Origin of the sequence: Streptococcus sp. 2018110 (genome assembly GCF_019754115.1) — a bacterium.
GTDB lineage: Bacteria > Bacillota > Bacilli > Lactobacillales > Streptococcaceae > Streptococcus > Streptococcus hashimotonensis.
Map to the genome: position 1 here is coordinate 30,998 of NZ_JAIJZO010000010.1, position 21,848 is coordinate 52,845.

Sequence of the window (21,848 nt, forward strand, 5' to 3'; positions counted from 1 at the left end):
GATTTATGGTATAATTAAGCGATATTTTCTAGTAATTACTATGAGCTAAGGAGATTTACATGCCTACAGGAACAATCATCTTAATCGTTTCGATTGTTATTATTTTAATCATTGCCTATGTAGCTTGCCTGATTGTTCGTAAACGAAATGACAACCTTTTGGTTGCATTGGAAGAACGTAAGGAAGAGCTATTTAACCTTCCAGTTAATGAAGAAGTAGAAGCTGTCAAAGCACTTCATTTGATTGGTCAAAGTCAGGTGTCATTCCGTGAATGGAATCAAAAATGGGTTGATTTGTCGCTCAATTCATTTGCCGACATTGAAAATCATATCTTTGAGGCAGAAGGCTATAACAATGCCTTTCGCTTTGTGAGTGCAAAGAATGCTATCGACAGTATCGAAAGCCAAATTGATTTAATTGAAGAAGACATCGCCTCTATCCGTCATGGTTTGATGGAGTTGAAGGAGCAAGAAGAGAAAAACTCTGGTCGCGTAAAACATGCGTTAAACTTGTTCGATAGTTTACAGGAAGCTGTTCGTGAAAATCCAGATAGCTACGGTGAGACACTACCAGAACTTGAGAAACAATTGAAAAATATTGAAGTTGAGTTTTCTGAATTTGTGATGCTCAATTCCTCAGGTGATCCGATTGAAGCTTCTGAAATCCTTGATAAGACTGAAGAGCATATGATTGCTCTCAATCAAATCATGGATCGCATTCCAAGTTTGATTGAACGAGTTACAAAAGATTTCCCAGAGCAATTGGAAGATTTGGAGTCGGGCTATCGGAAACTGGTTGAGCAGAATTATTTGTTCACAGAAGCTAACATCGAGTCACAGTTCCAAAATATTCGTGTTTCAATTCGTGAAAATACTGCTTTGATTGTTTCCTTTGATTTGGATGCGGCAGAAGCTGAAAATGAGGGAATTCAAGCAAAAATTGATCATTTGTATAAAGTCTTCAATCGTGAAATCGAAGCGAATAAGGAAGCTGTTAAGATTAGTAAAAACTTGCCAAAATTCTTGGAGCATGTTGTCCAAAATACACAGCTCTTGGATGAGGAAAGCCAACGCCTAAACGCAACTTACTTGCTGGCAGATAGCAAACTTTCACGGATCAATCAGCTTAAAGCTCGTTTGGAATCGATTGAAATTGTTGTTACAGAAAGTGTGGAAGATATTGAAAATCCACAAGTTGCATATTCTATTTTGGAAGAGCGTTTGGACCATTCATTGGCAAGCTTGAAAGAAATCGAAGAGGAGCAGCTTGTTTTAGCTGACTATCTTAAATCACAAGAATTGTCAGAGAGCACAGCGCGTAAGAAAGCTACACTTTATATCAACAAATTGCATACCCTTAAGCGTTATATGGAAAAACGCAACCTTCCAGGAATTCCAGCTGAATTTTTAACAAACTTCTTTAGAACGAGCGATCATGTGGAAGCCTTGATTGCCGAGCTAGACTATAAACGAATCAATATCGAAGTTGTTAACCGTTTGTTGGAAAATGCAACGTATGATATGAATCAATTGGAAGAGTTGGCATATTTGATTGTGCAAAATGCGACTTTAACAGAGCAGTTGCTACAATACTCTAACCGTTATCGTTCATTCGATGAAAGTGTGCAAAAAGCATTTAACCGTTCATTATCAATTTTTGAAAAAGATTTTGATTACCAAGCAGCATTTGAAGAAATTTCATTTGCTTTGGAAACAGTTGAACCTGGTGTAACAGAGCGTTTTGTACGTTCATATGAAAAAACTCGCGAAGCTATTCGCTACTAGATAAAAAGCCATTTGGCTTTTTATTTTTATACTTTGAAAGGAATATCTGAAATGACAACTGGATTATTAGTTATGGATGTTGATTCAACATTAATTTTGGAAGAAGGAATAGATTTACTTGGAGAAGAGGCCGGCTTAGGAGCGCAAGTTGCAGCAATTACCGAACGTGCTATGCGTGGGGAATTGGATTTTGAAGAAGCCTTACGTGAACGTGTGGCGTTGTTAAAGGGACTGCCTGTTTCGGTGTTTGATCGAATTATCAAAAAAATCCACTTTACGCCTGGAGCAGCAGAATTAGTCTCAGAATTAAAAATGCGAGGCTATAAGGTAGCAGTCGTTTCAGGCGGGTTTCATGAAACAGTCGATCGACTAGCTGCACAGTTAGAGTTAGACTATGTTCGGGCTAATCGATTAGAAGTAGTAGATGGAGTATTGACGGGACAAGTATTGGGTGAAATTGTAACGAAAGATACTAAAAAAGCATGTTTAGAAGAATGGGCGACAGAAAATGGGCTGACTCTATCTCAAACGATTGCCATGGGGGATGGAGCAAATGATCTACCAATGATTCAACGAGCAGGAATTGGAGTAGCTTTCTGTGCTAAACCGATTGTCCAAGAACAGGCGCCCTACCAAATAAATGAAAAAAATCTCTATAAACTAATAGAGATTTTAGATAGTAAATAATGGGAGCGGGAAAGAACTCGACTAGTCAAAAAAAGAGTTCGTCTTCCCGCCCCCGCACAGTTGATTAGGTCAGATTTGGAGTGTAAAACACGAACAAATCTGCCAATCAACCACTGCGCTGAGATGTTGACACGAACCCTGAGAAGCGAGGTTGGTCTTTTTGCCCAGCCTCTTTATTCTGTTGTCAGTAAAATCCTTTTCAAATCTTGGACGGTTTCGACTATCATGGTGGCCCCAGCCTTTTCAAATTCCTGTTTGTTCCCATAGCCGTAAAGAACACCGATGGCGGGAAGTTGGTATTTGCGTGCTCCTTCAATATCATGTTCCCTATCTCCAATCATCACAGCATGGTTTGGAAATGCCTCTAATTGATTTATAGCATAGCCGATGACGTCCGCCTTACTGATGCGACTACTATCCAGACTAGCACCGGCAATGACATCAAAGTAGTGAGCGATACCAAAATGTTCTAGAATCTGTTTGGCAAATATTTCTGGCTTTGAGGTAGCAATTACTAGTGTTTTTCCAGCTGTTCTCAATTCTTCAAGCAGAGGGATGATTCCAGGATAGAGTTGATTTTCAAACATTCCTTTTTCTTTAAAATAGACACGGAAAGCATCAACTGCACTTTGTGTATCTTCAGGGCTGAGTTGGTAGAATCGTGAAAAAGATTCATAGAGTGGCGGGCCGATGAATCGGTTTAAATTGGCTGTATCTGGTTCTTCAATTCCCATTTTTTCTAGTGCGTAGGCGACGGAGTTTAAGATTCCTTGTCCAGAATCAGTAAGAGTTCCATCTAAGTCAAATAATATAGTTTGATACATACTTATCTCCTTTCTTTCAGTATAACACAGACGATGAAAAACAGAAAAGATTTATTGAAAGCTGAATAGTAGCGTGATATACTAACAATATAAAGGAGGTTAGTATCATGCATATTCTCATTGCTCCGGATTCATTTAAAGAGTCTCTTTCAGCTACAAAGGTTGCTGAAGCGATTAAAAAAGGATTTTCTAAGGTTTATCCACAAGCAGGGTATGACTTAATTCCCCTAGGAGATGGTGGCGAAGGGACAGTTGAGAGTCTAATGCAGGCCTTATCCTTGGATGTAACCCAGACTTGGGTGACAGGTCCATTTGGCGATAAAATTAAGGTTTCCTATGCGGTTAAAGATGATCTTGCGGTTTTTGAAATGGCTGAGATTGTAGGGCTGGCAAGTATCCCGCATGGAAAAAGGAGTCCTCTCTTTATTAAGACACAAGGGGTTGGGGAGCTGATTGTAGAGCTCGTTCAAAATGGTGTTAAACGCATATTTATAGGAGTAGGTGGCTCTGCCAGTCATGATGGTGGTATCGGAATGGCGGCAGGTTTAGGAGTGAAATTTTATAATCGAGAGGGAAAAGAAGTAGAGGCAATTGGAGCTCATATCGGGGAGATTGTCAGCTTTTCCACAGAGGATATGTTGGTAGATTTATCTCAGGTCAGGATTGATTTGGTAACGGATGTGGAGAATCCGCTTTGTGGACCTGCGGGAGCCACATTTGTTTTTGCAGGTCAGAAAGGTCTTGCCTCTGCTGAATTTGAACTAGTAGACAAGAAAATGGAGTCCTTTTATAAATTGGTTAATCCTATGCTACTCGATTTAGCAGGAGCGGGTGCTGGAGGAGGTATGGCAGCAGGTTTAGTCCAATTTGCTGGTGCTCGCATTCAAAAAGGCATCGACTTTGTCTTGGACCAGTTGGACTTTGATCATCGCGTTGCTAAAGCGGATCTGGTTGTGGTCGGAGAAGGGCGGATGGATGCTCAAAGCTTATCAGGGAAGACTCCGATAGGAGTAGCTAGACGTACGCCGACTGGGATTCCCATCATTGCAATTTGTGGTAGCCTCAAAGACGATCTTCCCGAGTTTCCTTTTGAAAATATCTGCGCCGCTTTTCCGATCATTGCAAGCGTTGAAAGTTTGGAGGACACGCTTCAAAAAGCAGAAAAAAACCTGGTCCGTACGGCAGAGCAGGTGGCAAGAATTCTTCAGTTAGGAGGCCAACAAAGATGGCATTAGTAAAATATGTGGCTATTATCTTATTTATTTTTATTTGTCTTGCAAAGCTAGTATCCGTTTTGAGACTTTCCGAAAAAGAAAGAGGAATGGAAACGAATGTAATAAAGGCAAATGGAGCAATGTTCTTTTTCAATGAAAAAAATGAAAGAGGCAGATTGCTGGGAATCCTTTGTCTAACCTGTATTATTTTTACTTTAATATTTATACTGCTTTATTGATAAATAAGTCTAACCAAATAATTTTTTCCAGAAGGAAGGTTTTGCATCTTCCTTTTTTTCTTCTGGTTTTGAGATAAGATTTGGAAATATAGATTCTAAGCTAACTTCTTCATTATCCACAGCGTGGTCTGTATGAAAGACAAGTGCGTAGGGAGATTGTCCTATTTTTTCATCGATGATAGCGGTAGTAATGCCGAAGTTCTGAGCAATTTTTAGTAGTGAAATTTGTTGCTTGTCAGACAGGGCTGGCGAGAGTTTGAGGAATAGAGGAGAGTAGCTGTTTGCTAGTTTTTGGCAAATTGTATCGAACTTATTTCCGACGACTTCACTACTCAAATCGTCAAAGGAAACGAGTAGGACAACCCGTTCGCGATAGGTTCCCATGTATAGACGTTGTTCATCTGGATTCAATCGTGTTTCGCCAGAGGCTTTCTGTAGTATGGTAGTATTTAAATCGTTCATGGTTTCAGTATAACATACTCAGTTAACTTTGAAAAGGAAGGCGTTTACATTATTTCTTTCAGTAAAATAACCTGTTTTTTCTTGAAAAATCCCTTCTTTTAGGGTATGATAGCTATGTAACAATTTTAAACTCAAAGGAGAGTAATATAATGTCAATTATTACTGATGTTTACGCTCGCGAAGTCCTTGACTCACGCGGTAACCCTACACTTGAAGTTGAAGTTTATACTGAATCAGGTGCTTTCGGACGTGGTATGGTTCCTTCAGGAGCTTCTACTGGTGAGCACGAAGCAGTTGAGCTTCGCGACGGTGACAAATCTCGTTACCTTGGTCTTGGTACTCAAAAAGCTGTTGACAACGTGAACAACGTGATTGCTGACGCTATCATCGGTTTTGACGTTCGTGATCAACAAGCTATCGACCGCGCTATGATCGCTCTTGACGGTACTCCTAACAAAGGTAAATTGGGTGCAAACGCAATCCTCGGTGTTTCTATCGCTGTTGCGCGTGCTGCTGCTGACTACCTTGAAGTGCCACTTTACACTTACCTTGGTGGATTCAACACTAAAGTATTGCCAACTCCAATGATGAACATCATCAACGGTGGTTCTCACTCAGACGCTCCAATCGCTTTCCAAGAATTCATGATCTTGCCAGTTGGCGCTCCTTCATTCAAAGAAGGTCTTCGTTGGGGTGCTGAAGTATTCCACGCTTTGAAGAAAATCTTGAAAGCTCGTGGTTTGGTAACAGCTGTTGGTGACGAAGGTGGTTTCGCTCCTAAGTTCGAAGGAACTGAAGACGGTGTTGAAACAATCATCGAAGCTATCGAAGCTGCTGGTTACGAAGCTGGCGAAAACGGCATCATGATCGGTTTCGACTGTGCGTCATCTGAATTCTACGACAAAGAGCGTAAAGTTTACGACTACACTAAATTCGAAGGTGAAGGCGCTGCTGTTCGTACATCTGCAGAACAAATCGACTACCTTGAAGAATTGGTTAACAAATACCCAATCATCACAATCGAAGATGGTATGGATGAAAACGACTGGGATGGCTGGAAAGCTCTTACTGAGCGTCTTGGCAAACGCGTTCAATTGGTTGGTGACGACTTCTTCGTAACAAACACTGACTACCTTGCACGTGGTATCAAAGAAGGTGCTGCTAACTCAATCCTTATCAAAGTTAACCAAATCGGTACTCTTACTGAAACATTTGAAGCTATCGAAATGGCTAAAGAAGCTGGCTACACTGCCGTTGTATCACACCGTTCAGGTGAAACTGAAGATTCAACAATCGCTGACATCGCAGTTGCAACTAACGCTGGCCAAATCAAGACTGGTTCATTGTCACGTACAGACCGTATCGCTAAATACAACCAATTGCTTCGTATCGAAGATCAACTTGGTGAAGTTGCAGTCTACAAAGGCTTGAACTCATTCTACAACTTGAAAAAATAAATTAGTACAGTGTACTAATTTATCCCCGAGCTAGAATAGCGAGGGTTATAATAAGAACAAGTCCGAAGATTTTCGGACTTGTTTTTCTATGTACAGTGTGCTAATTTATTTTCGGGCTAACAAAGTGAGGGACAGCAAAACTCTCTAGGTAGTTTTCTTTGCCTTGATATTGATAAAATGATATTCTAAAAAGGCAGATCAACTTAAGTATTCTCATTTTGAAAAGAGATGGAGAGTGGGATGATAGAGTGGATATTTTTTGATTTGGGTTCGACGCTTTTAGATGAAGAGGCTGCTTATGGTTATTATATAGACAAGTGTGTGAAGAAGTTAGAGTCTCTGGATATAGAGGTTTCATCAGATTCTTATAAAAAGAAAATGGTGGAGTATGCTCATAAGTCGCTGGACCCTATTCGTGCGACCTGGCAATATTTTGCACCGACCGAGCCACGTCCTTTGTGGACAAATGAGGGTGTGAGCCTGTATCCTGAAACAATAGATGCTCTAGAGAAGTTATCACAAAACTATCAATTGGGGATTATTGCCAATCAGTCTAGTAGTATTAGAGAACTGCTTAAAGAGTGGGGAATTGAGTCTTATTTTCAACTCATCATCCTTTCTGAAGAGGTTGGGCTATCTAAACCAGATACAACGATTTTCACACTTGCCTTGCAAAAAGCAAACATCCCTGCAGATAGAGTTGTCTATGTCGGGGATAGGTATGATAATGATATTCTACCTGCTAAATCTTTGGGAATGTGGACTGTACGGATACTGACAGTTTTTGGGAAGCATGCCAGTGAAAATGAAAAATTGAAGAGTGATTGGGTAATTCCTTCATTGCAAGAGATAACAAATATTTTTGAAGAAATAAAAAAACTAGACTGAACATTCTCAGACTAGTTTTTACATGTATTAGAACAAGCCTTTAACTTTATCTAAAAGACCGTTAACACCTTCAGAACCTGATAACAAGCCTTTTGCTTGTTCCAAGTATTCACCGAATTGGTCCTTGTTTTCTTCGATAAATTGTTTTGCACCATCAAAGTCTTTGTTTGCAATCAATTCTTTTACTTGGTTAAAAAGATCTACTGGATTCATGTTGAAATCACCTCCTATGAGACTATTAAACCAAAACTGGACGGATTTCACAACTGAAACGACTTATAAAAATGTAACGCAAACTGCTTCAGGAACATAGAAATCGTGTGAGAGCTCAGTCAAACAGCCATTTTCGGCATCTCTTTCGAATACAGTTGCATTGTCAGAATCTTGATGGACAACAATCAAATGCTTTTCATCAGGACTAAGCGTGAAATCGCGAGGAGTTTTTCCATTTGTTGGGACGATTTCAACTAATTCTAAGCTGGCATCAGCAAGCGTTTTGTAGACTGCGATAGAGTCGTTTCCGCGGTTGGATCCATAAATAAATTTACCATCCTTTGTGATGCGAATAGCGGCAGTACCGTTGAAACCAGTATGGTCTTCTGGGAGAGTAGAGACAGTTTGTAGGTGTTCAAATTGTCCCCAGCCGTCATAGATAAGCACCTCAATAGTTGAATTGAGTTCACAGATGAGATAGGCGATTTTTGCGACAGGATGGAAGACAATGTGACGTGGACCACTTCCTGGTGTAGCCTGATAGGTTGCGATTTTCTCTACTTTTCCTTGGTCAGATACCTTATAGGTTACCACTTGATCACATCCTAAATCACAGGTTACTAAAAATTTATCGGGCGTCAAATCAGAAAAGTGAACGTGGGCGGAAGCTTGGTTTTCGTGTGGTCCAGATCCTTCGTGTTGAGCGACATCAGCTAATTCTAGTGAACCATCCGCCAAACGTTTATAAACAAGTAGTTGCCCTTTGTGGAAATTGGAGCCATAAACTAAATCTCTTGCCTCATCTACAGCGACATAGCAAAGTGGTGCACCCTCTGATACAACATGGTTGAGTAGGGTATAGTCAGCATTAAAGGCAGCGATACCTCCTAGACCATTTTCAGCGCCGACGGAGTATAGATGTCCGGCCTTATCAAAGGCAAGGTAGGTAGGGTTAGGTTCTTCAGTGACCAATTCTAGATTGCTAAGTTGTCCTGTCTCAGAGTCAAAATTTGCTTTATAAATTCCTTTTGATTCACGTTTTGTGTAGGTACCGAAATAGATAGTCATAGGATTCTCCTTTTTGGAAATGATTGATAAAATTATACCATGTTTTTCTGAGAAAGTCGTATAAATTCTGTAGTTGATTTTTACAAAAATCCTTTCTCCATGTTACAATAGAAAAAAAGACTAGGAGTGTATTAGATGGAGGATAAGCATCAAAAATTTAGTCTGACTTGGTTTTTCCGCTTGTTTTTGAATAGCCAAGCAGTGACATTTTTATTAGTAACCTTGCTGACTTTTTTGACCATATTTATTTTTAGTAAAATTAGTTTTTTATTCAGACCAATAGGAAGCTTTTTAGAAATTGTATTGTTACCGATGATTTTAACAGGTCTTTTGTATTACCTATTAAATCCGATGGTTGACTGGATGGAAAAGCATAAAATTTCTCGTACAGTTGGTATTTCTATTCTCTTTGTTTTAATCAGTCTTCTCATTATCTGGGGACTGGCGGTGGCAATTCCGAGTATTCAAGAGCAAGTGACATCTTTTGCGCAAAATCTTCCTTCGAATATCCAGAAAATCGAAGGACAGGTAACTGGGCTCCTACAGGATCAGCGCTTTGAACAATTTAGACCAACAGCTCTGGAGATGTTAAATAAGGTCAATGATCAGGTCGTTGCCTATGCTCAGAAGTTTTCTTCAAGCGCTGTGAACTGGGCAAGTAATTTGATTTCAACCGCTTCGCAGATTATTGTTGCTATTTTGATTATGCCTTTTATTCTCTTTTATCTGTTACGGGATGGTCAGTATTTGAATAAACACATCACCCAATATCTACCAACCAAGTGGAGAGAACCGATTGGAACAGTACTATCAGATGTGAATGGGCAATTATCAAACTATGTTCGTGGTCAGGTGACCGTTGCGATTATTGTTGCCCTGATGTTCTCAGTGATGTTCTCAATCATTGGTCTTAGCTATCCAATAACCTTGGGGGTGATGGCTGGTTTCCTCAATCTAATTCCGTATTTGGGTTCTTTCTTGGCCATGATTCCAGCTGTTATTTTAGGATTGATTGCTGGTCCAATCATGCTGATAAAGGTTTTAGTAGTCTTTATGATTGAGCAGACTATAGAAGGTCGTTTTGTGACACCATTGATTATCGGAAGCTCCCTAAGTATTCATCCGATTACCATCTTATTTGTATTATTGACAGCTGGTCAGATGTACGGTGTCCTAGGAGTTCTTCTTGGAATTCCAATATATGCCTCTATTAAGGTTTTAGTGAAAGCGGCATTTGAGTGGTACAAGGCACACAGTAGTTTGTATGAAGATGAAGAAAATGAGGTTGTGAATGAACAATAGTGAAAAAATGTTGGTTTGTTTGAACCAACAGGATTTAGATAAGGCAGATAAGTATTTCAAGCGTGCCTTGGCGCAAGATGATAGCGAAACGCTTTTGTCCTTGGCTGCCTATCTGGAAGGCATTGGTTTTTTCCCACAGGCTAGACAAATCTATGAACAGGTCAAAGAAGAATTTCCTGAAGTACGGATTAATCTTGCCCAAATAGCATTTGAAGATGGCTTGGTTGAAGAAGCTTTCGGATATTTGGAGGAAATTTCGGAAGACAGTCCTGCCTATGTGGAAGCCTTGTTGGTCAAGGCGGACCTGTATCAGGCAGAAGGCTTGTCGGATGTGGCGCGTGAAAAATTGTTGGAAGCAAGTCACTTATCAGATGAACCCATCATCCTTTTTGGCTTAGCAGAATTGGATATGGAACTGGAGCTTTTTAATGAGGCTATTTCCTATTATGCCCAGCTGGATAATCGTGAAATCTACGAATTAACGGGAGTTTCTACCTATCAGCGAATTGGTATTGCCTATGCAAGTTTAGGGAAATTTGAAGCGGCCATTGAATTTTTGGAAAAAGCTGTTGAGCTGGAATACGATGACCAGACTGTTTTTGAATTGGCTGCTCTGCTATTTGAAAGTGAAGAATACCAAAAAGCTAATCTCTATTTCAAGCAGTTGGATACCATCAATCCTGATTTTGAGGGCTATGAATATGCCTATGCACAGTCGCTTCATGCTGAGCATAAGATTGATGAAGCCTTGGCTATGACGCAAAAAGGCCTGGCGAAAAATGATTTTGACGCTAATCTCTTGCTCCAGGCTTCTCAGTATGCCTATGAATTGCATGACGAGGCGGGGGCAGAAGATTATCTTCTACGGGCAAAAGAGGTGGCAGATGATAGTAACGAACTAGCTCTACGCTTGTCCAATCTGTATCTTGAACAGGAGCGATTTGAAGAGGTTGTGGCTTTATTTGATGAAGAGGTAGATAACGTTCTAGCTCGCTGGAATGTGGCCAAGGCCTATCAAGCTCTAGAAAGAGATGATGAAGCTATTGAGCTTTACGATGAATTGGCCGGAGAATTGGCTGAGAATCCTGAATTTTTGGCTGATTACGTAGCGGTTTTACGTCAACTTGGTCGCTTGGATGAGGCAAAAGAGCAAGCTAGTCGTTATATCCAATTGGTGCCAGACGATTTAGCCATGCAAGAATTTTTGAATGAAGAGTAGGTTATGCAAGTAAATCGATTATTTCAATACAATACACTCGGTGCCTTGATGGCTGGACTGTATGGCGGCTCCTTGACGGTTGGCGAATTGTTGGAACATGGTGATTTGGGTTTGGGGACCCTGGATTCTATTGACGGCGAGCTGATTGTCTTGGATGGAAAGGCCTATCAGGCCAAGGGAGCAGGGGAAAAACCAGAAGTGGTTGAAGTTCCTGCTGATATGAAGGTTCCCTATGCGGCGGTCATTTTCCATGAGGCAGAAGTCATTTTCAAACAACGCTTTGAAATGACTCATGAGGAATTGCAACAGCGGATTGAGTCATATTATGATGGTGAAAACCTCTTTCGCTCCATCAAAATAAAAGGGACGTTTGCTCGGATGCATGTCCGCATGATTCCCAAATCGGCTTCGGATGTTCGTTTTGCGGAGGTGGCAAGTCGCCAGCCTGAGTATACTGCTGAGAATATTTCAGGTACCATTGTTGGTATTTGGACACCAGAGATTTTTCACGGGGTCAGCGTGGCGGGCTATCATTTGCATTTTATCTCAGATGATTTGACCTTCGGTGGGCATGTCATGGACTATGTTATCTCAGAAGGAATGGTGGAAGTAGGACCAGTAGATCAACTGGATCAACGCTTTCCAGTCCAAGACCGCCAGTATCTTTTCGCTAAGTTCAATGCCAAGGAAGTCAGAGAAGATATTGATAAGGCGGAGTAGGTTTCAATACAGAAAAATCCATGAAAATCAATTGATTTTCATGGATTTTATTTTGTCTTCTGTTGGGGTGACACGGAGGGTCTTCTGACCTCGGTAGGTCACAAAACCTGGCTTGCCACCTGTTGGCTTATGCAGTTTCTTAGCTTCTATCATATCGACTTGAACCAAGTTGGAATGTCTAGCCTTGGAGAAGTAGGCGGCCAATTCAGCCGCATCTGTCTTGACTTCGTCACTTGGGGCCAAGTTGTCTGTGATGACCACGTGGCTACCTGGAATGTCTTTGGCGTGGAACCAGAGTTCGCCCTTTTTAGCCATTTTGAAGGTCAATTCATCATTTTGCAGGTTATTTTTCCCGACCAGAATAATGGTCTTCCCGTCCGTTGCCAAGTAACGTTCCGGTTTCTGACGCTTATGGATTTTCTCACGATGACGGCGTTTGAGGTAGCCTGTTTCAATCAACTCCTCACGGATTTCGTCGATTTCTGCCAAACTAGCCTGTCCCAGCATGGTATCAACGGATTCCAGATAGACGATGGTCGCCTTGGTTTCCTCAATCAAGTTGGTCAGGTGCTTGACCGCCTCCTTGAGTTTCTGGTACTTCTTGAAGTAACGTTGGGCATTTTGGCTAGGAGTCAAAGCCACATCCAACTCAATCTCCAGCTCCTGACCCGTATAGTAGTTGTCCAAAATCACGCTCGGCTGGTCATTGGGTACCTGATGTAGATAGGTGGTCAAGAGCTCACCCTTTTGCCGCACCAACTCCGCCGTCTCCGTATCCGCCAATTCCAGTTCCTGCTTGACTAGCTTCTTACGATTCTTCTCCAGCTCACTGGCCACCCGCTTGATCAGCTCATTGGCCTGCTGGGCCACCCGATCCCGCTCCGCCTTGTCCTGATAGTAGAAGTCCAGCAGACTGCTCAGGCTCTCAAAGTATGGCTGGTTTTCAGGGCTATTGGCAAATGGCAGAGCAGCATAGGACTTGTCTGTCAGGCTAGGCTGTGTTGCCTGTTCAAAAAAGGCACGGAAGTTCTTCAGGCGGTCTGACTGCAAATGACTGGCCAGTTCAGAAGCCGTATCCCGACCCAAACCTTGAAAAAGTTGTTGGAGATTTTTTGGACTCAGTTCCTGAGTCGATAGGATTTCAAATAATTTCTCGTCAGATACCGTGTAAGGATTGAGAGAATGCGTCTCCGGTGGACGAATGTAGGTGGAACCAGGCAAGATAGTTCGGTAGGAATTTTGCGAGAAACCAACGTGCTTGATAGCCTCGATAATCTTCTGTTCAGACTTATCTACCAAGATGATGTTGCTGTGCTTGCCCATGATTTCCACAATCAAGGTAGCTTGGATATGGTCGCCAATCTCGTCCTTGTTGGATACTGAAAATTCTAAGATGCGGTCATTGTCCAATTGACGAATCTCCTCGATAATAGCACCCTGCAAGTATTTCCGCAGAATCATGGTAAAGGTATTGGGAACCTTTGGATTGGTAAAGTCCGACTGGGTCAGCTGAACCCGCCCGAAAACCGAATGGGCGGACAGGAGCAACTTATGGCTCTGACGGTTACTGCGGATGTTAAGGACAATTTCCTGTTCAAAGGGCTGGTTGATTTTCTGAATCCGCCCACCTTCTAAATTGGCCCTTAACTCAGCCGTCATGTGATGTAAAAAAAATCCGTCAAAAGACATGTTTTTCCTCTTTCTAATAACTATAACTCAGTCTAGTATATCATATTTTGATGTTTTTTGATGAGACTGGTAGTCCCTACTGACATAAAAAGTTTTCAGAAAATTTAATCAAAAGTATTGACAAAGATTGATGGATGCCGTATAATCGTCTGTAATCAGAAGAAGTAGTAAAGCAGAAGTCTTCAGGGAGCCTGTGGTACTGGGAACAGGTGGCGGAGTTTTATGAAATGGGCTGATGTGCATTTATGTCTATTTTATGACGTCGTTAGTCGGTCTTGCCGTACCACCAGTACTGCCTTCACCCGACTGCCTAGTCCTAAAATACCCTAAATTCACAAGGATTGTTTGGCATAGCATACTTTGCGTAGACTGTTTTGGCCGAGTACGAGGCAGGTCGTCGCAGCTTATACTGGCGGTATAGCAAGGAGAGTTAACGAAGTAACTAGCCAAAACAGTCACGCAAATGAACTTAAAACAATGATAGTTCGGTCCGCACACCTTACAGTGCAACTCCTTGTTAGAGGAGATGAGATATGGGAGGATTCTAGACAATTCCCATAAGTGAGGTGGCACCGTGTCATTGACGCCCTCGCGTATTGTTTTTCAATATGCGGGGGCTTTTCCATTGTCTTCGTAGATTACTTTTATATTGCGTCACGTTCGGCTTGCCTAACTTGAGTTATGTCTGCGCCTCCGTTCCTTATCTAAAAGCAATCTACTTTGACAATGATAGATAATACGAGGTAATCATGATGAAACGATGGCGATGGTGGGATAAAATATTGATGATATAGAGATTGAATATTGTGTATTTTTAAAGGAGAATGAATATGTTGAAAAATAAAAATTTACTTGCTACAATTGTTGCCCTTACCGTTATGGTAATTGCTGCCCTGTTTTTGACGCAAAAAGAACAGAGCAATTCATCTAATAGCACAGAAAAAGTTAAAATTGGAGTTCTGCAATTTGTGACACATGATTCATTAGATGAGATTTATAAGGGAATCAAGGCAGGTCTTAAAGAAGGTGGTTATACCACAACGGATAATTTAGAAATTGATTTTATGAATGCTGAGGGTGATCAATCCCAAGTTCAAACCATGAGTAAAAAACTGGTGGACAATGGCAATGAATTATTGATTGGTATCGCAACACCTGCCGCACAAGGTCTTGCCAATGCAACCACAGAATTACCCATTATCATGGGAGCTGTGACAGATCCAGTCGGAGCCAACCTGGTGACGGATTTGAAAAATCCTGGTGGAAATATCACAGGGGTATCTGACCAGACACCAGTAGCAGATGCAGTTTCTCTCATTAAAGAAATTACGCCAGACGCTAAAACTATCGGTGTCCTCTATTCTTCAAACGAGGACAATTCAAAAATTCAAGTAGCGGAATTTAAGGCAGCAGCAGAAGAGGCTGGCTATACTGTTCTTGAATATGCAGTTGCTTCTAGTAATGAAATTGCAGCGACAGTAGAGGTCGCAAGTAGTAAAGCAGATGTTCTCTTTACACCAGTAGACAACACAGTTGCCTCAGCATTTTCAACTGTCGTATCTGTGGCAAATAAAACCAAAACTCCGATTTTCACCAGCGTAGAAGACATGGTAGAAGGTGGAGGTATCGCATCTGTTACCCTTAGCCAATATGACTTGGGTGTGGCAACTGGTAAGATGGCTGCAAAAATTCTTGATGGTGCCAATCCAGCGGATACACCTGTACAAATCTTTAACGAAGGAACCGTTGTCGTTAACCAAAAAGTTGCTAAAGAATTAGGAATTACCTTGTCAGATGACGTGATTAGTAAAGCAAGCAAGGTTATCGAATAAGAGATAAGAGAAAAGGAAAAATATGATTGTATCAACAGTTTCACAGGCTCTTTTATGGGCTGTACTAGGTTTGGGAATATTCGTTACCTTTCGGATTCTGAATTTTCCTGATATGACGACAGAGGGCTCTTTCCCACTTGGAGGAGCGGTTGCTGTTACCTTATTGACGCAAGGAGTTCATCCTATCTTGGCTACTCTAGCAGCAGTTCTTGTTGGCTGTTTGGCGGGCTTTGTCACAGGCTTGCTTTATACCAAGGGGAAAATTCCCACTCTCCTGGCTGGTATCTTGGTCATGTCTTCCTGTCACTCTGTCATTCTATTTATCATGGGTAGGGCAAATCTAGGATTACTGAATACCAAACGTTTACAAGATTTCCTTCCTTTTTCTGAGCAAATTAATGGTCTCTTGCTAGGTCTAGGTAGCCTAGTGGTGGTGATTGGTGCCTTGATGTTTTTCCTCTATACTCGCCTTGGACAAGCCTTTATTGCAACAGGGGATAATTCAGATATGGCACGCAGTTTTGGTATCAATACAAGTCGAATGGAGTTGCTAGGCCTTGTTCTTTCAAATGGGATCATCGCTCTTGCAGGTGCCTTGATTGCACAACAAGAAGGCTATGCGGATGTGTCGCGTGGCATTGGTGTCATTGTAGTCGGTATGGCTAGTCTGATTATCGGTGAGGTAATTTATGGTAACCTTACTATGTTAGAACGATTCTTGGCCATTGTTGTCGGAGCGATTTTCTATCAGTTCTTAATTTTGGTTGTTATTTCCCTCGGTATCAATACCAGCTACCTCCGTATCTTCTCGGCCATGATTCTGGCGGTCTGCCTCATGGTTCCTGAGTTAAAAAATAAACTTCTGAAAGGAGCCAGTCTGTCACGATGAAAGCAATTGTTGAATTAAAAAATGCCACCAAGGTGGTGACAAACGGTTTTGATGAAGAACGTGTGATTTTGGACAATGTCAATCTGACCATCTATCAGGGTGATTTTATTACCATTTTGGGTGGAAATGGAGCTGGGAAGTCAACCCTCTTTAATGTCATTGCTGGAACCCTACCCTTGACCAGTGGTTCAGTCTATATTCTTGGTGAGGATGTGACCAATTGGCCTGCAGAAAAACGTGCCAAGTATCTGGCCCGTGTTTTCCAAGATCCGAAAATGGGCACAGCTCCGCGGATGACGGTGGCAGAAAATCTACTGATAGCTAAGTATCGCGGCGAGGGACGGGGCTTAGTGCCACGCAGATTGGCCCAACAGACGGAAGAATTTGCCCAGCTTTTGCCGAGAGTGGGAAATGGTCTAGAAAAACATCTGGACACGCCAGCAGGGCTCTTATCAGGGGGTCAACGCCAGGCATTGAGTTTGTTGATGGCGAGTTTGAAACAGCCTGAACTTTTACTCTTGGATGAGCATACTGCAGCCCTTGACCCTAAAACTAGCCAATCCTTGATGCAGTTAACAGATGAATTGATTGCGACCAAGGGAATGACGGCCCTCATGGTCACTCATCAGATGGAAGATGCGCTGCGTCACGGTAATCGCTTGATTGTCATGAAAAATGGTCAGATTATTCAGGACCAAACAGCTGAAGAAAAATCCAAGATGAAACTGGAAGATTATTATAAGTTGTTTGATTAAGAACCTGTGTGGATAGTTCGCAACCTCCAACCAAGTTTGGTTTTGGCTAAAACTGAATTTTATATCAAACACATCTCTTGTGAATACAGGTCTAAAGTCTGGAGTACTCCAGGCTTTTCTTATCCTTTGAATTTTTAGTTATAAAGAAGTATAATATACTAAATATATCAAGAGGTGCTGTCATGGATAAATTGGTTTTTGAAAGCTTAGCTAACTTGGGAATGGACTACACCATTGTAGAGCATCCACCAGCTCTGACAACTGAGGAAGCAGACCGTTACATTGAAGGGTTAGAAGGAGTACGGACCAAGTCTATGTTTCTGACTAATAAGAAAAAGACTGCATTTTATTTACTGATCATGGATGACCAGAAGCAGCTGGATATGGACCAGTTTCGTGATTTGGTGGGAGCCAACCGCATTCGAATGGCCTCGAGTGATAGCTTGATGGAAAAAATGCACTTGCCTGCGGGTGCGGTATCTGTTTTTGGCTTGTTACATAATGTTGATAAGGATATTCAAGTCTTTTTTGATAAAGAAATCCTTTCTGAATCCATTCTAACCTTTCACCCCAATGTTAATACGAAAACAATTTTTGTAAAGACAGAGGATATTTTACGTTTTGTCGAAGAGCTTGGCTTTTCAGCAACGATTGTTGACTTGGGGTAACAAAGATGAGAAAATGTTTAGCTATTTGTAGTCTGTTGTGTTGTCTCTTTTTGGTAGGATGTCGGACAGGAGCAGCTTATCAGGCAGAGATTGAACCGATGGAACAATCAGCATTGTATACGGAAAAAGAGATTGAAGCGGCTATTCTTGTAGTTGAAGATTACTTTGATCACCATTTTAAAAGTTGTAAATTGCTGACTATCGGTTATAGTGGTGATAATGAAAAGGAATTTGATGAGTGGGCGGAGCACTATGGTGCAGAGGAAGCCATTATCCTAACTTCGTCTTTTAAGGTAGCAGCTGAGGGGGCAGAGCCCACCTTAGAACCTAATAGTACCCATACGGATTGGAAATGGATTTTAGTGCGGAATGTTGGTGGTAAGTGGGAACATAAGGGACATGGTTACTAATGTATATGTAGAACTTCGTTGATTTTCAGCGGAGTTTTTTGTAAATTTTCTTGAAAAAATGTATAATAGAAGCGATAGCTATTTAGGAATTTCTATTTAAAAGTTGCTTTGATGGGTGAATATAATGTTGAACCAAAGTGTGTCTTTTGCAAATAGAGCTCCGACATAGCAGACTGTAATTCGACTTGGAATTCCCAAGGACCGTTGGTAAGAAAAATAAAATGGACATCTGTGGGATGTCCAAAAGGAGTAAAGATGAGTACAATTAAAATTATGGCTCTTGGGGGTGTGCGGGAAAATGGAAAAAACCTGTACATTGCCGAAGTGAATGAACATATTTTTGTTTTGGATGCGGGGGCAAAGTACCCAGAGAATGAACAGTTAGGTGTGGATGTAGTCGTCCCTAATTTCGATTATTTGGAAGAAAATAAGCACCGTGTAGCAGGGGTCTTTTTATCTCACGGGCATGCGGATGCTATCGGAGCGCTTCCTTATCTCTTGGAGAAAGTGAAAGTGCCAGTATTTGGTTCGCACTTGACGATCGAATTGGCTAAACTACTTGTCAAGGGGAATAATGCTACTAAGAAATTTAATGATTTCCATGTTATCAATGCTGACACTGAAATTGATTTCGGAGATTCAGTGGTATCTTTCTTTCAGACGACCCACTCTATTCCAGAGAGTTTAGGAATTGTCGTTAAGACGGATGAAGGAAATATTGTCTACACAGGTGACTTTAAGTTTGACCAGGCGGCAGATAAATTTTATCGTACGGATTTTGGGCGATTGGCTGAAATCGGTAACGAAGGTGTGTTGGCCCTCTTGTCAGACTCAGCTAACGCAGATAGCAATGTTCAAGTAGCGAGCATGCATGAGGCTGGGGAGGAAATTCTCAATACGATTGCTGACTGTGATGGGCGTGTTATTGTGGCAGCAGTTGCCAGCAATATTGTACGTATTCAACAGATTTTTGATGCGGCAGAAGCAACTGGTCGTCGTGTCGTATTGACAGGACATGATGTGGAAAACATTGTCCGAACAGCGATTCAATTGAAAAAACTTCGTTTGGTCAGCGAACGCCTGTTGGTAAAACCAAAGGATATGAACAAGTATGAAGACCATGAATTGATTATTTTAGAAACTGGTCGTATGGGCGAGCCGTTAAATGGATTGCGTAAAATGTCTATCGGTAGACATCGCTACGTTGAAATCAAAGAAGGTGATCTAGTTTATATTGTTACCACTCCAAGTATTTCAAAAGAAGCGGTTGTTGCTCGTGTGGAGAACTTGATTTACAAGGCTGGTGGTACCGTAAAATCTATCACAAAGAATCTTCGCGTATCGGGGCATGGGAATGCGCGTGATTTGCAGCTTATGCTCAACATCATGAAGCCTAAATATCTTTTCCCAGTTCAAGGGGAGTATCGTCAATTGGATGCTCACGCTAAGGCTGCGCTTGAAATCGGTATGTATCCAGAAAACATTATCATCGTTAAGCGTGGAGATGTCATGGCTTTTGAAGAGGGGGATTTTGTCCATAGCGGAGCGGTTCCTGCTGGTGATGTCATGATTGACGGAAATGCCATGGGCGATGTTGGAAATATCGTCCTTCGTGACCGTAAGATCCTCTCAGAAGACGGTATCTTTATCGTGGCTATCACTGTCAACCGCCGTGAGAAAAAAATCATTTCTAAAGCCAAGGTCAATACTCGTGGTTTTGTCTACGTGAAAAAGAGCAAGGACATCTTGCGTGAGGCATCAGAATTGGTGAATACAACGGTGGAAAATTACTTTACAAAGGATAGCTTTGACTGGACAGAGCTTAAGAGTGCTGTTCGCGATGATTTAGCAAAATTCCTCTTTGACCAAACCAAACGTCGCCCAGCTATTTTACCGGTAATTATGGAAGTTAAGTAAGCTGATTTATATACATAAGAAGAGCCGAGGAAACTCAGGCTCTTTACCATAAGGAGAAGATTTATGGCAATAATGAAAATTGAATACCACTCAGAAGCTCTAGATATGTCTAGACAGGTTACGGTTTTATATCCAGATCGCAATCGTGTGGAAAATCCTGATGACAACGACATTCCTGTCCTATATCTTTTGCACGGTATGGGAGGAAATCAGGATTCCTGGCTGAATCGTTCTACAGTGGAACGGTTGGTTCGTTATACCAATCTTATCGTGGTTATGGTCAATACAGATAAAGGCTGGTATACCAATACTACTTACGGTATGAATTATTATGATGCTATTGCAGTAGAGTTGCCTCAAATTCTCAAACGATTTTTCCCAAATATGTCTGACAAGCGGGAGAAGAATTTTATAGCTGGTTTGTCTATGGGTGGTTATGGGACCTTCAAGATTGCTATGATGACCAATCGTTTTTCACACGCAGCTTCGCTTTCAGGCGCATTGTATTTTGATTTTGATAATCCAGCGGCAGCAGAATTGGGAAGTCTTTCGTATTGGCAAGGAGTATTTGGTGACATTTCTGATAAACAGAATCCAAATAATTTGTTAGAAATTGCTAAACAATCCGATAAAAAGACCAAATTTTATGCCTGGTGTGGTGAGGAAGATTTTCTCTTTGAGGGGCATCAAAAGGCAGTTGAGGAGTTAAAAGAGCTGGGATTTGATATAGAGGCAAGTTTCGGACCTGGTAAACATGAGTGGTACTACTGGAACCAACAGATTGAGAAAGTTTTGGCCTGGCTGCCCATTGATTTCAAATTGGAAGAAAGATTATCTTAGATTTTAAGAAAAGTTTCAGAAATTATGGCTATACTAAAACCTATTTCTAGAAAGAGGTATAGTCTATGAAACTTATTGGAAATATTCTACGGTGGATTTGGCGGACATTTTGGGGTCTGATTTGGTTATCAATGGTGTTATTGGCTTGTGGTCTAGGTCTGTTATTCTATTTTCAACAGGAAGCAGCGCCTCAGATGTTACAAACTCTAGCTCAAGAAGTGCAATTGATGGTCAAAGGGCAGTCTGAAGTGACGATTGAAGAAGGTGTTAATACCATTAAGCACCTGACTACTGATACGGTTAATACAGCCGATCATGGTCGTTGGGAAAGCAATACTGCGACTGTTTACATTGAAACCCAGAATCCAACATTTGTAGCTGCCTATGAAACAGCTATTGCCAATTGGAATGCGACAGGGGCCTTCACTTTTGTGATGACAAGTGATCCAAATCAGGCCGATATTATTGCTACTGAGATGAATGATGGAAATACTCAGGCAGCAGGCGAGGCCAATTCAACGACTAATTTATTGACAAATTATTATAGCTCTGTAACGGTGCGTCTGAATAGTTTTTATTTATTAAACGACCAATATGGTTATGATATGGATAGAATTATCCATACAGCTGAGCATGAATTGGGCCATGCTATTGGCCTAGATCATGAAGATAGTCAGACCTCTGTTATGGAATCGGCAGGATCTAATCATGGTATTCAGCAGGCAGATATTGATGCGGTCCTTGCCTTGTATTCAGAATAGAAGGGAAAAT

At 41.4% G+C, this 21,848-nt stretch carries 22 protein-coding genes; 17 read left to right on the plus strand and 5 right to left on the minus strand.

The genetic code is table 11. The features are described 5' to 3' along the window. Positions 1-59 precede the first annotated feature (59 nt). Both ezrA and serB read left to right on the plus strand, forming a co-directional pair. Positions 60-1,784 (plus strand): septation ring formation regulator EzrA, encoded by a 1,725-nt coding sequence (gene ezrA / locus K5Q34_RS07195; RefSeq protein ID WP_024385447.1) that lies wholly within the window; start codon positions 60-62, stop codon positions 1,782-1,784. Positions 1,785-1,835: 51 nt separating this feature from the next. Continuing rightward, on the plus strand, positions 1,836-2,471 hold the full coding sequence (gene serB / locus K5Q34_RS07200) for a phosphoserine phosphatase SerB (protein ID WP_114866363.1): 636 nt from the start codon (positions 1,836-1,838) through the stop codon (positions 2,469-2,471). A 173-nt stretch (positions 2,472-2,644) separates the two neighbouring features. On the opposite strand, the gene K5Q34_RS07205 is transcribed toward serB, so the two are convergent. After that, positions 2,645-3,295, minus strand: a complete 651-nt coding sequence (locus tag K5Q34_RS07205) for an HAD family hydrolase (protein ID WP_114866364.1) — start codon at positions 3,293-3,295, stop codon at positions 2,645-2,647. 107 nt (positions 3,296-3,402) lie between these two features. On the opposite strand from K5Q34_RS07205, the gene K5Q34_RS07210 reads away from it, so the two are divergent. Both K5Q34_RS07210 and K5Q34_RS07215 read left to right on the plus strand, forming a co-directional pair. Further along, positions 3,403-4,530 (plus strand): glycerate kinase, encoded by a 1,128-nt coding sequence (locus K5Q34_RS07210; RefSeq protein WP_114866365.1) that lies wholly within the window; start codon positions 3,403-3,405, stop codon positions 4,528-4,530. Further along, positions 4,521-4,748 carry a hypothetical protein gene (locus K5Q34_RS07215; RefSeq protein WP_044676647.1) on the plus strand — a complete coding sequence of 76 codons (228 nt, stop codon included), beginning with the start codon at positions 4,521-4,523 and terminating at the stop codon, positions 4,746-4,748. The genes K5Q34_RS07210 and K5Q34_RS07215 overlap by 10 nt, the downstream gene beginning before the upstream one ends. Positions 4,749-4,757: 9 nt before the next feature. On the opposite strand, the gene K5Q34_RS07220 is transcribed toward K5Q34_RS07215, so the two are convergent. Further along, positions 4,758-5,210: a DUF1694 domain-containing protein gene (locus tag K5Q34_RS07220; protein ID WP_029172222.1), complete on the minus strand. Its 453-nt coding sequence runs from the start codon at positions 5,208-5,210 to the stop codon at positions 4,758-4,760. Positions 5,211-5,359: 149 nt separating this feature from the next. Between K5Q34_RS07220 and eno the strand changes: the two genes are divergently transcribed. Both eno and K5Q34_RS07230 read left to right on the plus strand, forming a co-directional pair. Next, complete coding sequence (gene eno / locus K5Q34_RS07225; protein ID WP_002935704.1) at positions 5,360-6,667, plus strand: surface-displayed alpha-enolase; 1,308 nt, start codon at positions 5,360-5,362, stop codon at positions 6,665-6,667. Positions 6,668-6,907: 240 nt separating this feature from the next. After that, entirely contained in the window at positions 6,908-7,555 is a 648-nt protein-coding gene (locus tag K5Q34_RS07230) for an HAD family hydrolase (protein WP_221864767.1), read from the plus strand. Between the two features lie 27 nt (positions 7,556-7,582). Here K5Q34_RS07230 and K5Q34_RS07235 read toward each other — a convergent pair whose 3' ends face one another. After that, the gene (locus tag K5Q34_RS07235) at positions 7,583-7,768 is read right to left on the minus strand and encodes a hypothetical protein (protein WP_002935693.1); all 186 of its coding nucleotides are present in this window, start codon (positions 7,766-7,768) and stop codon (positions 7,583-7,585) included. Positions 7,769-7,831: 63 nt separating this feature from the next. After that, positions 7,832-8,836: a lactonase family protein gene (locus K5Q34_RS07240; RefSeq protein ID WP_221864768.1), complete on the minus strand. Its 1,005-nt coding sequence runs from the start codon at positions 8,834-8,836 to the stop codon at positions 7,832-7,834. 135 nt (positions 8,837-8,971) lie between these two features. Between K5Q34_RS07240 and K5Q34_RS07245 the strand changes: the two genes are divergently transcribed. The 3 genes from K5Q34_RS07245 to budA are packed head-to-tail and all read left to right on the plus strand — an operon-like array spanning position 8,972 to position 12,077. Then, complete coding sequence (locus K5Q34_RS07245; protein WP_014638343.1) at positions 8,972-10,138, plus strand: AI-2E family transporter; 1,167 nt, start codon at positions 8,972-8,974, stop codon at positions 10,136-10,138. Continuing rightward, entirely contained in the window at positions 10,128-11,357 is a 1,230-nt protein-coding gene (locus K5Q34_RS07250) for a tetratricopeptide repeat protein (protein ID WP_221864769.1), read from the plus strand. Before K5Q34_RS07245 ends, K5Q34_RS07250 begins: the two co-directional genes overlap by 11 nt. Before the next feature lie 3 nt (positions 11,358-11,360). Then, on the plus strand, positions 11,361-12,077 hold the full coding sequence (gene budA, locus K5Q34_RS07255; protein ID WP_221864770.1) for an acetolactate decarboxylase: 717 nt from the start codon (positions 11,361-11,363) through the stop codon (positions 12,075-12,077). Positions 12,078-12,104: 27 nt separating this feature from the next. On the opposite strand, the gene K5Q34_RS07260 is transcribed toward budA, so the two are convergent. After that, a complete protein-coding gene (locus K5Q34_RS07260; RefSeq protein ID WP_221864771.1) occupies positions 12,105-13,766 on the minus strand; it encodes an NFACT family protein in 1,662 nt (553 codons plus the stop codon). Between the two features lie 830 nt (positions 13,767-14,596). Here K5Q34_RS07260 and trpX point away from each other — a divergent pair. The 8 genes from trpX to K5Q34_RS07300 all read left to right on the plus strand — a co-directional run bounded on the left by trpX (position 14,597) and on the right by K5Q34_RS07300 (position 21,838). Then, positions 14,597-15,598 (plus strand): tryptophan ABC transporter substrate-binding protein, encoded by a 1,002-nt coding sequence (trpX, locus tag K5Q34_RS07265; RefSeq protein WP_221864772.1) that lies wholly within the window; start codon positions 14,597-14,599, stop codon positions 15,596-15,598. Between the two features lie 22 nt (positions 15,599-15,620). Further along, complete coding sequence (locus tag K5Q34_RS07270) at positions 15,621-16,487, plus strand: ABC transporter permease (protein WP_221864773.1); 867 nt, start codon at positions 15,621-15,623, stop codon at positions 16,485-16,487. Then, positions 16,484-17,242 carry an ABC transporter ATP-binding protein gene (locus tag K5Q34_RS07275; protein ID WP_221864774.1) on the plus strand — a complete coding sequence of 253 codons (759 nt, stop codon included), beginning with the start codon at positions 16,484-16,486 and terminating at the stop codon, positions 17,240-17,242. Before K5Q34_RS07270 ends, K5Q34_RS07275 begins: the two co-directional genes overlap by 4 nt. 182 nt (positions 17,243-17,424) lie before the next feature. Next, positions 17,425-17,910, plus strand: a complete 486-nt coding sequence (locus tag K5Q34_RS07280) for a prolyl-tRNA synthetase associated domain-containing protein (RefSeq protein WP_105116398.1) — start codon at positions 17,425-17,427, stop codon at positions 17,908-17,910. Positions 17,911-17,915: 5 nt separating this feature from the next. After that, positions 17,916-18,320 carry a hypothetical protein gene (locus K5Q34_RS07285; protein ID WP_105212007.1) on the plus strand — a complete coding sequence of 135 codons (405 nt, stop codon included), beginning with the start codon at positions 17,916-17,918 and terminating at the stop codon, positions 18,318-18,320. A gap of 255 nt (positions 18,321-18,575) precedes the next feature. Beyond that, entirely contained in the window at positions 18,576-20,237 is a 1,662-nt protein-coding gene (locus K5Q34_RS07290) for a ribonuclease J (RefSeq protein ID WP_024406880.1), read from the plus strand. A gap of 63 nt (positions 20,238-20,300) precedes the next feature. Further along, positions 20,301-21,077 (plus strand): alpha/beta hydrolase family protein, encoded by a 777-nt coding sequence (locus K5Q34_RS07295; protein WP_105105615.1) that lies wholly within the window; start codon positions 20,301-20,303, stop codon positions 21,075-21,077. A 65-nt stretch (positions 21,078-21,142) separates the two neighbouring features. Beyond that, positions 21,143-21,838 (plus strand): M57 family metalloprotease, encoded by a 696-nt coding sequence (locus K5Q34_RS07300; RefSeq protein ID WP_024385959.1) that lies wholly within the window; start codon positions 21,143-21,145, stop codon positions 21,836-21,838. The last annotated feature ends 10 nt before the right edge of the window (positions 21,839-21,848 follow it).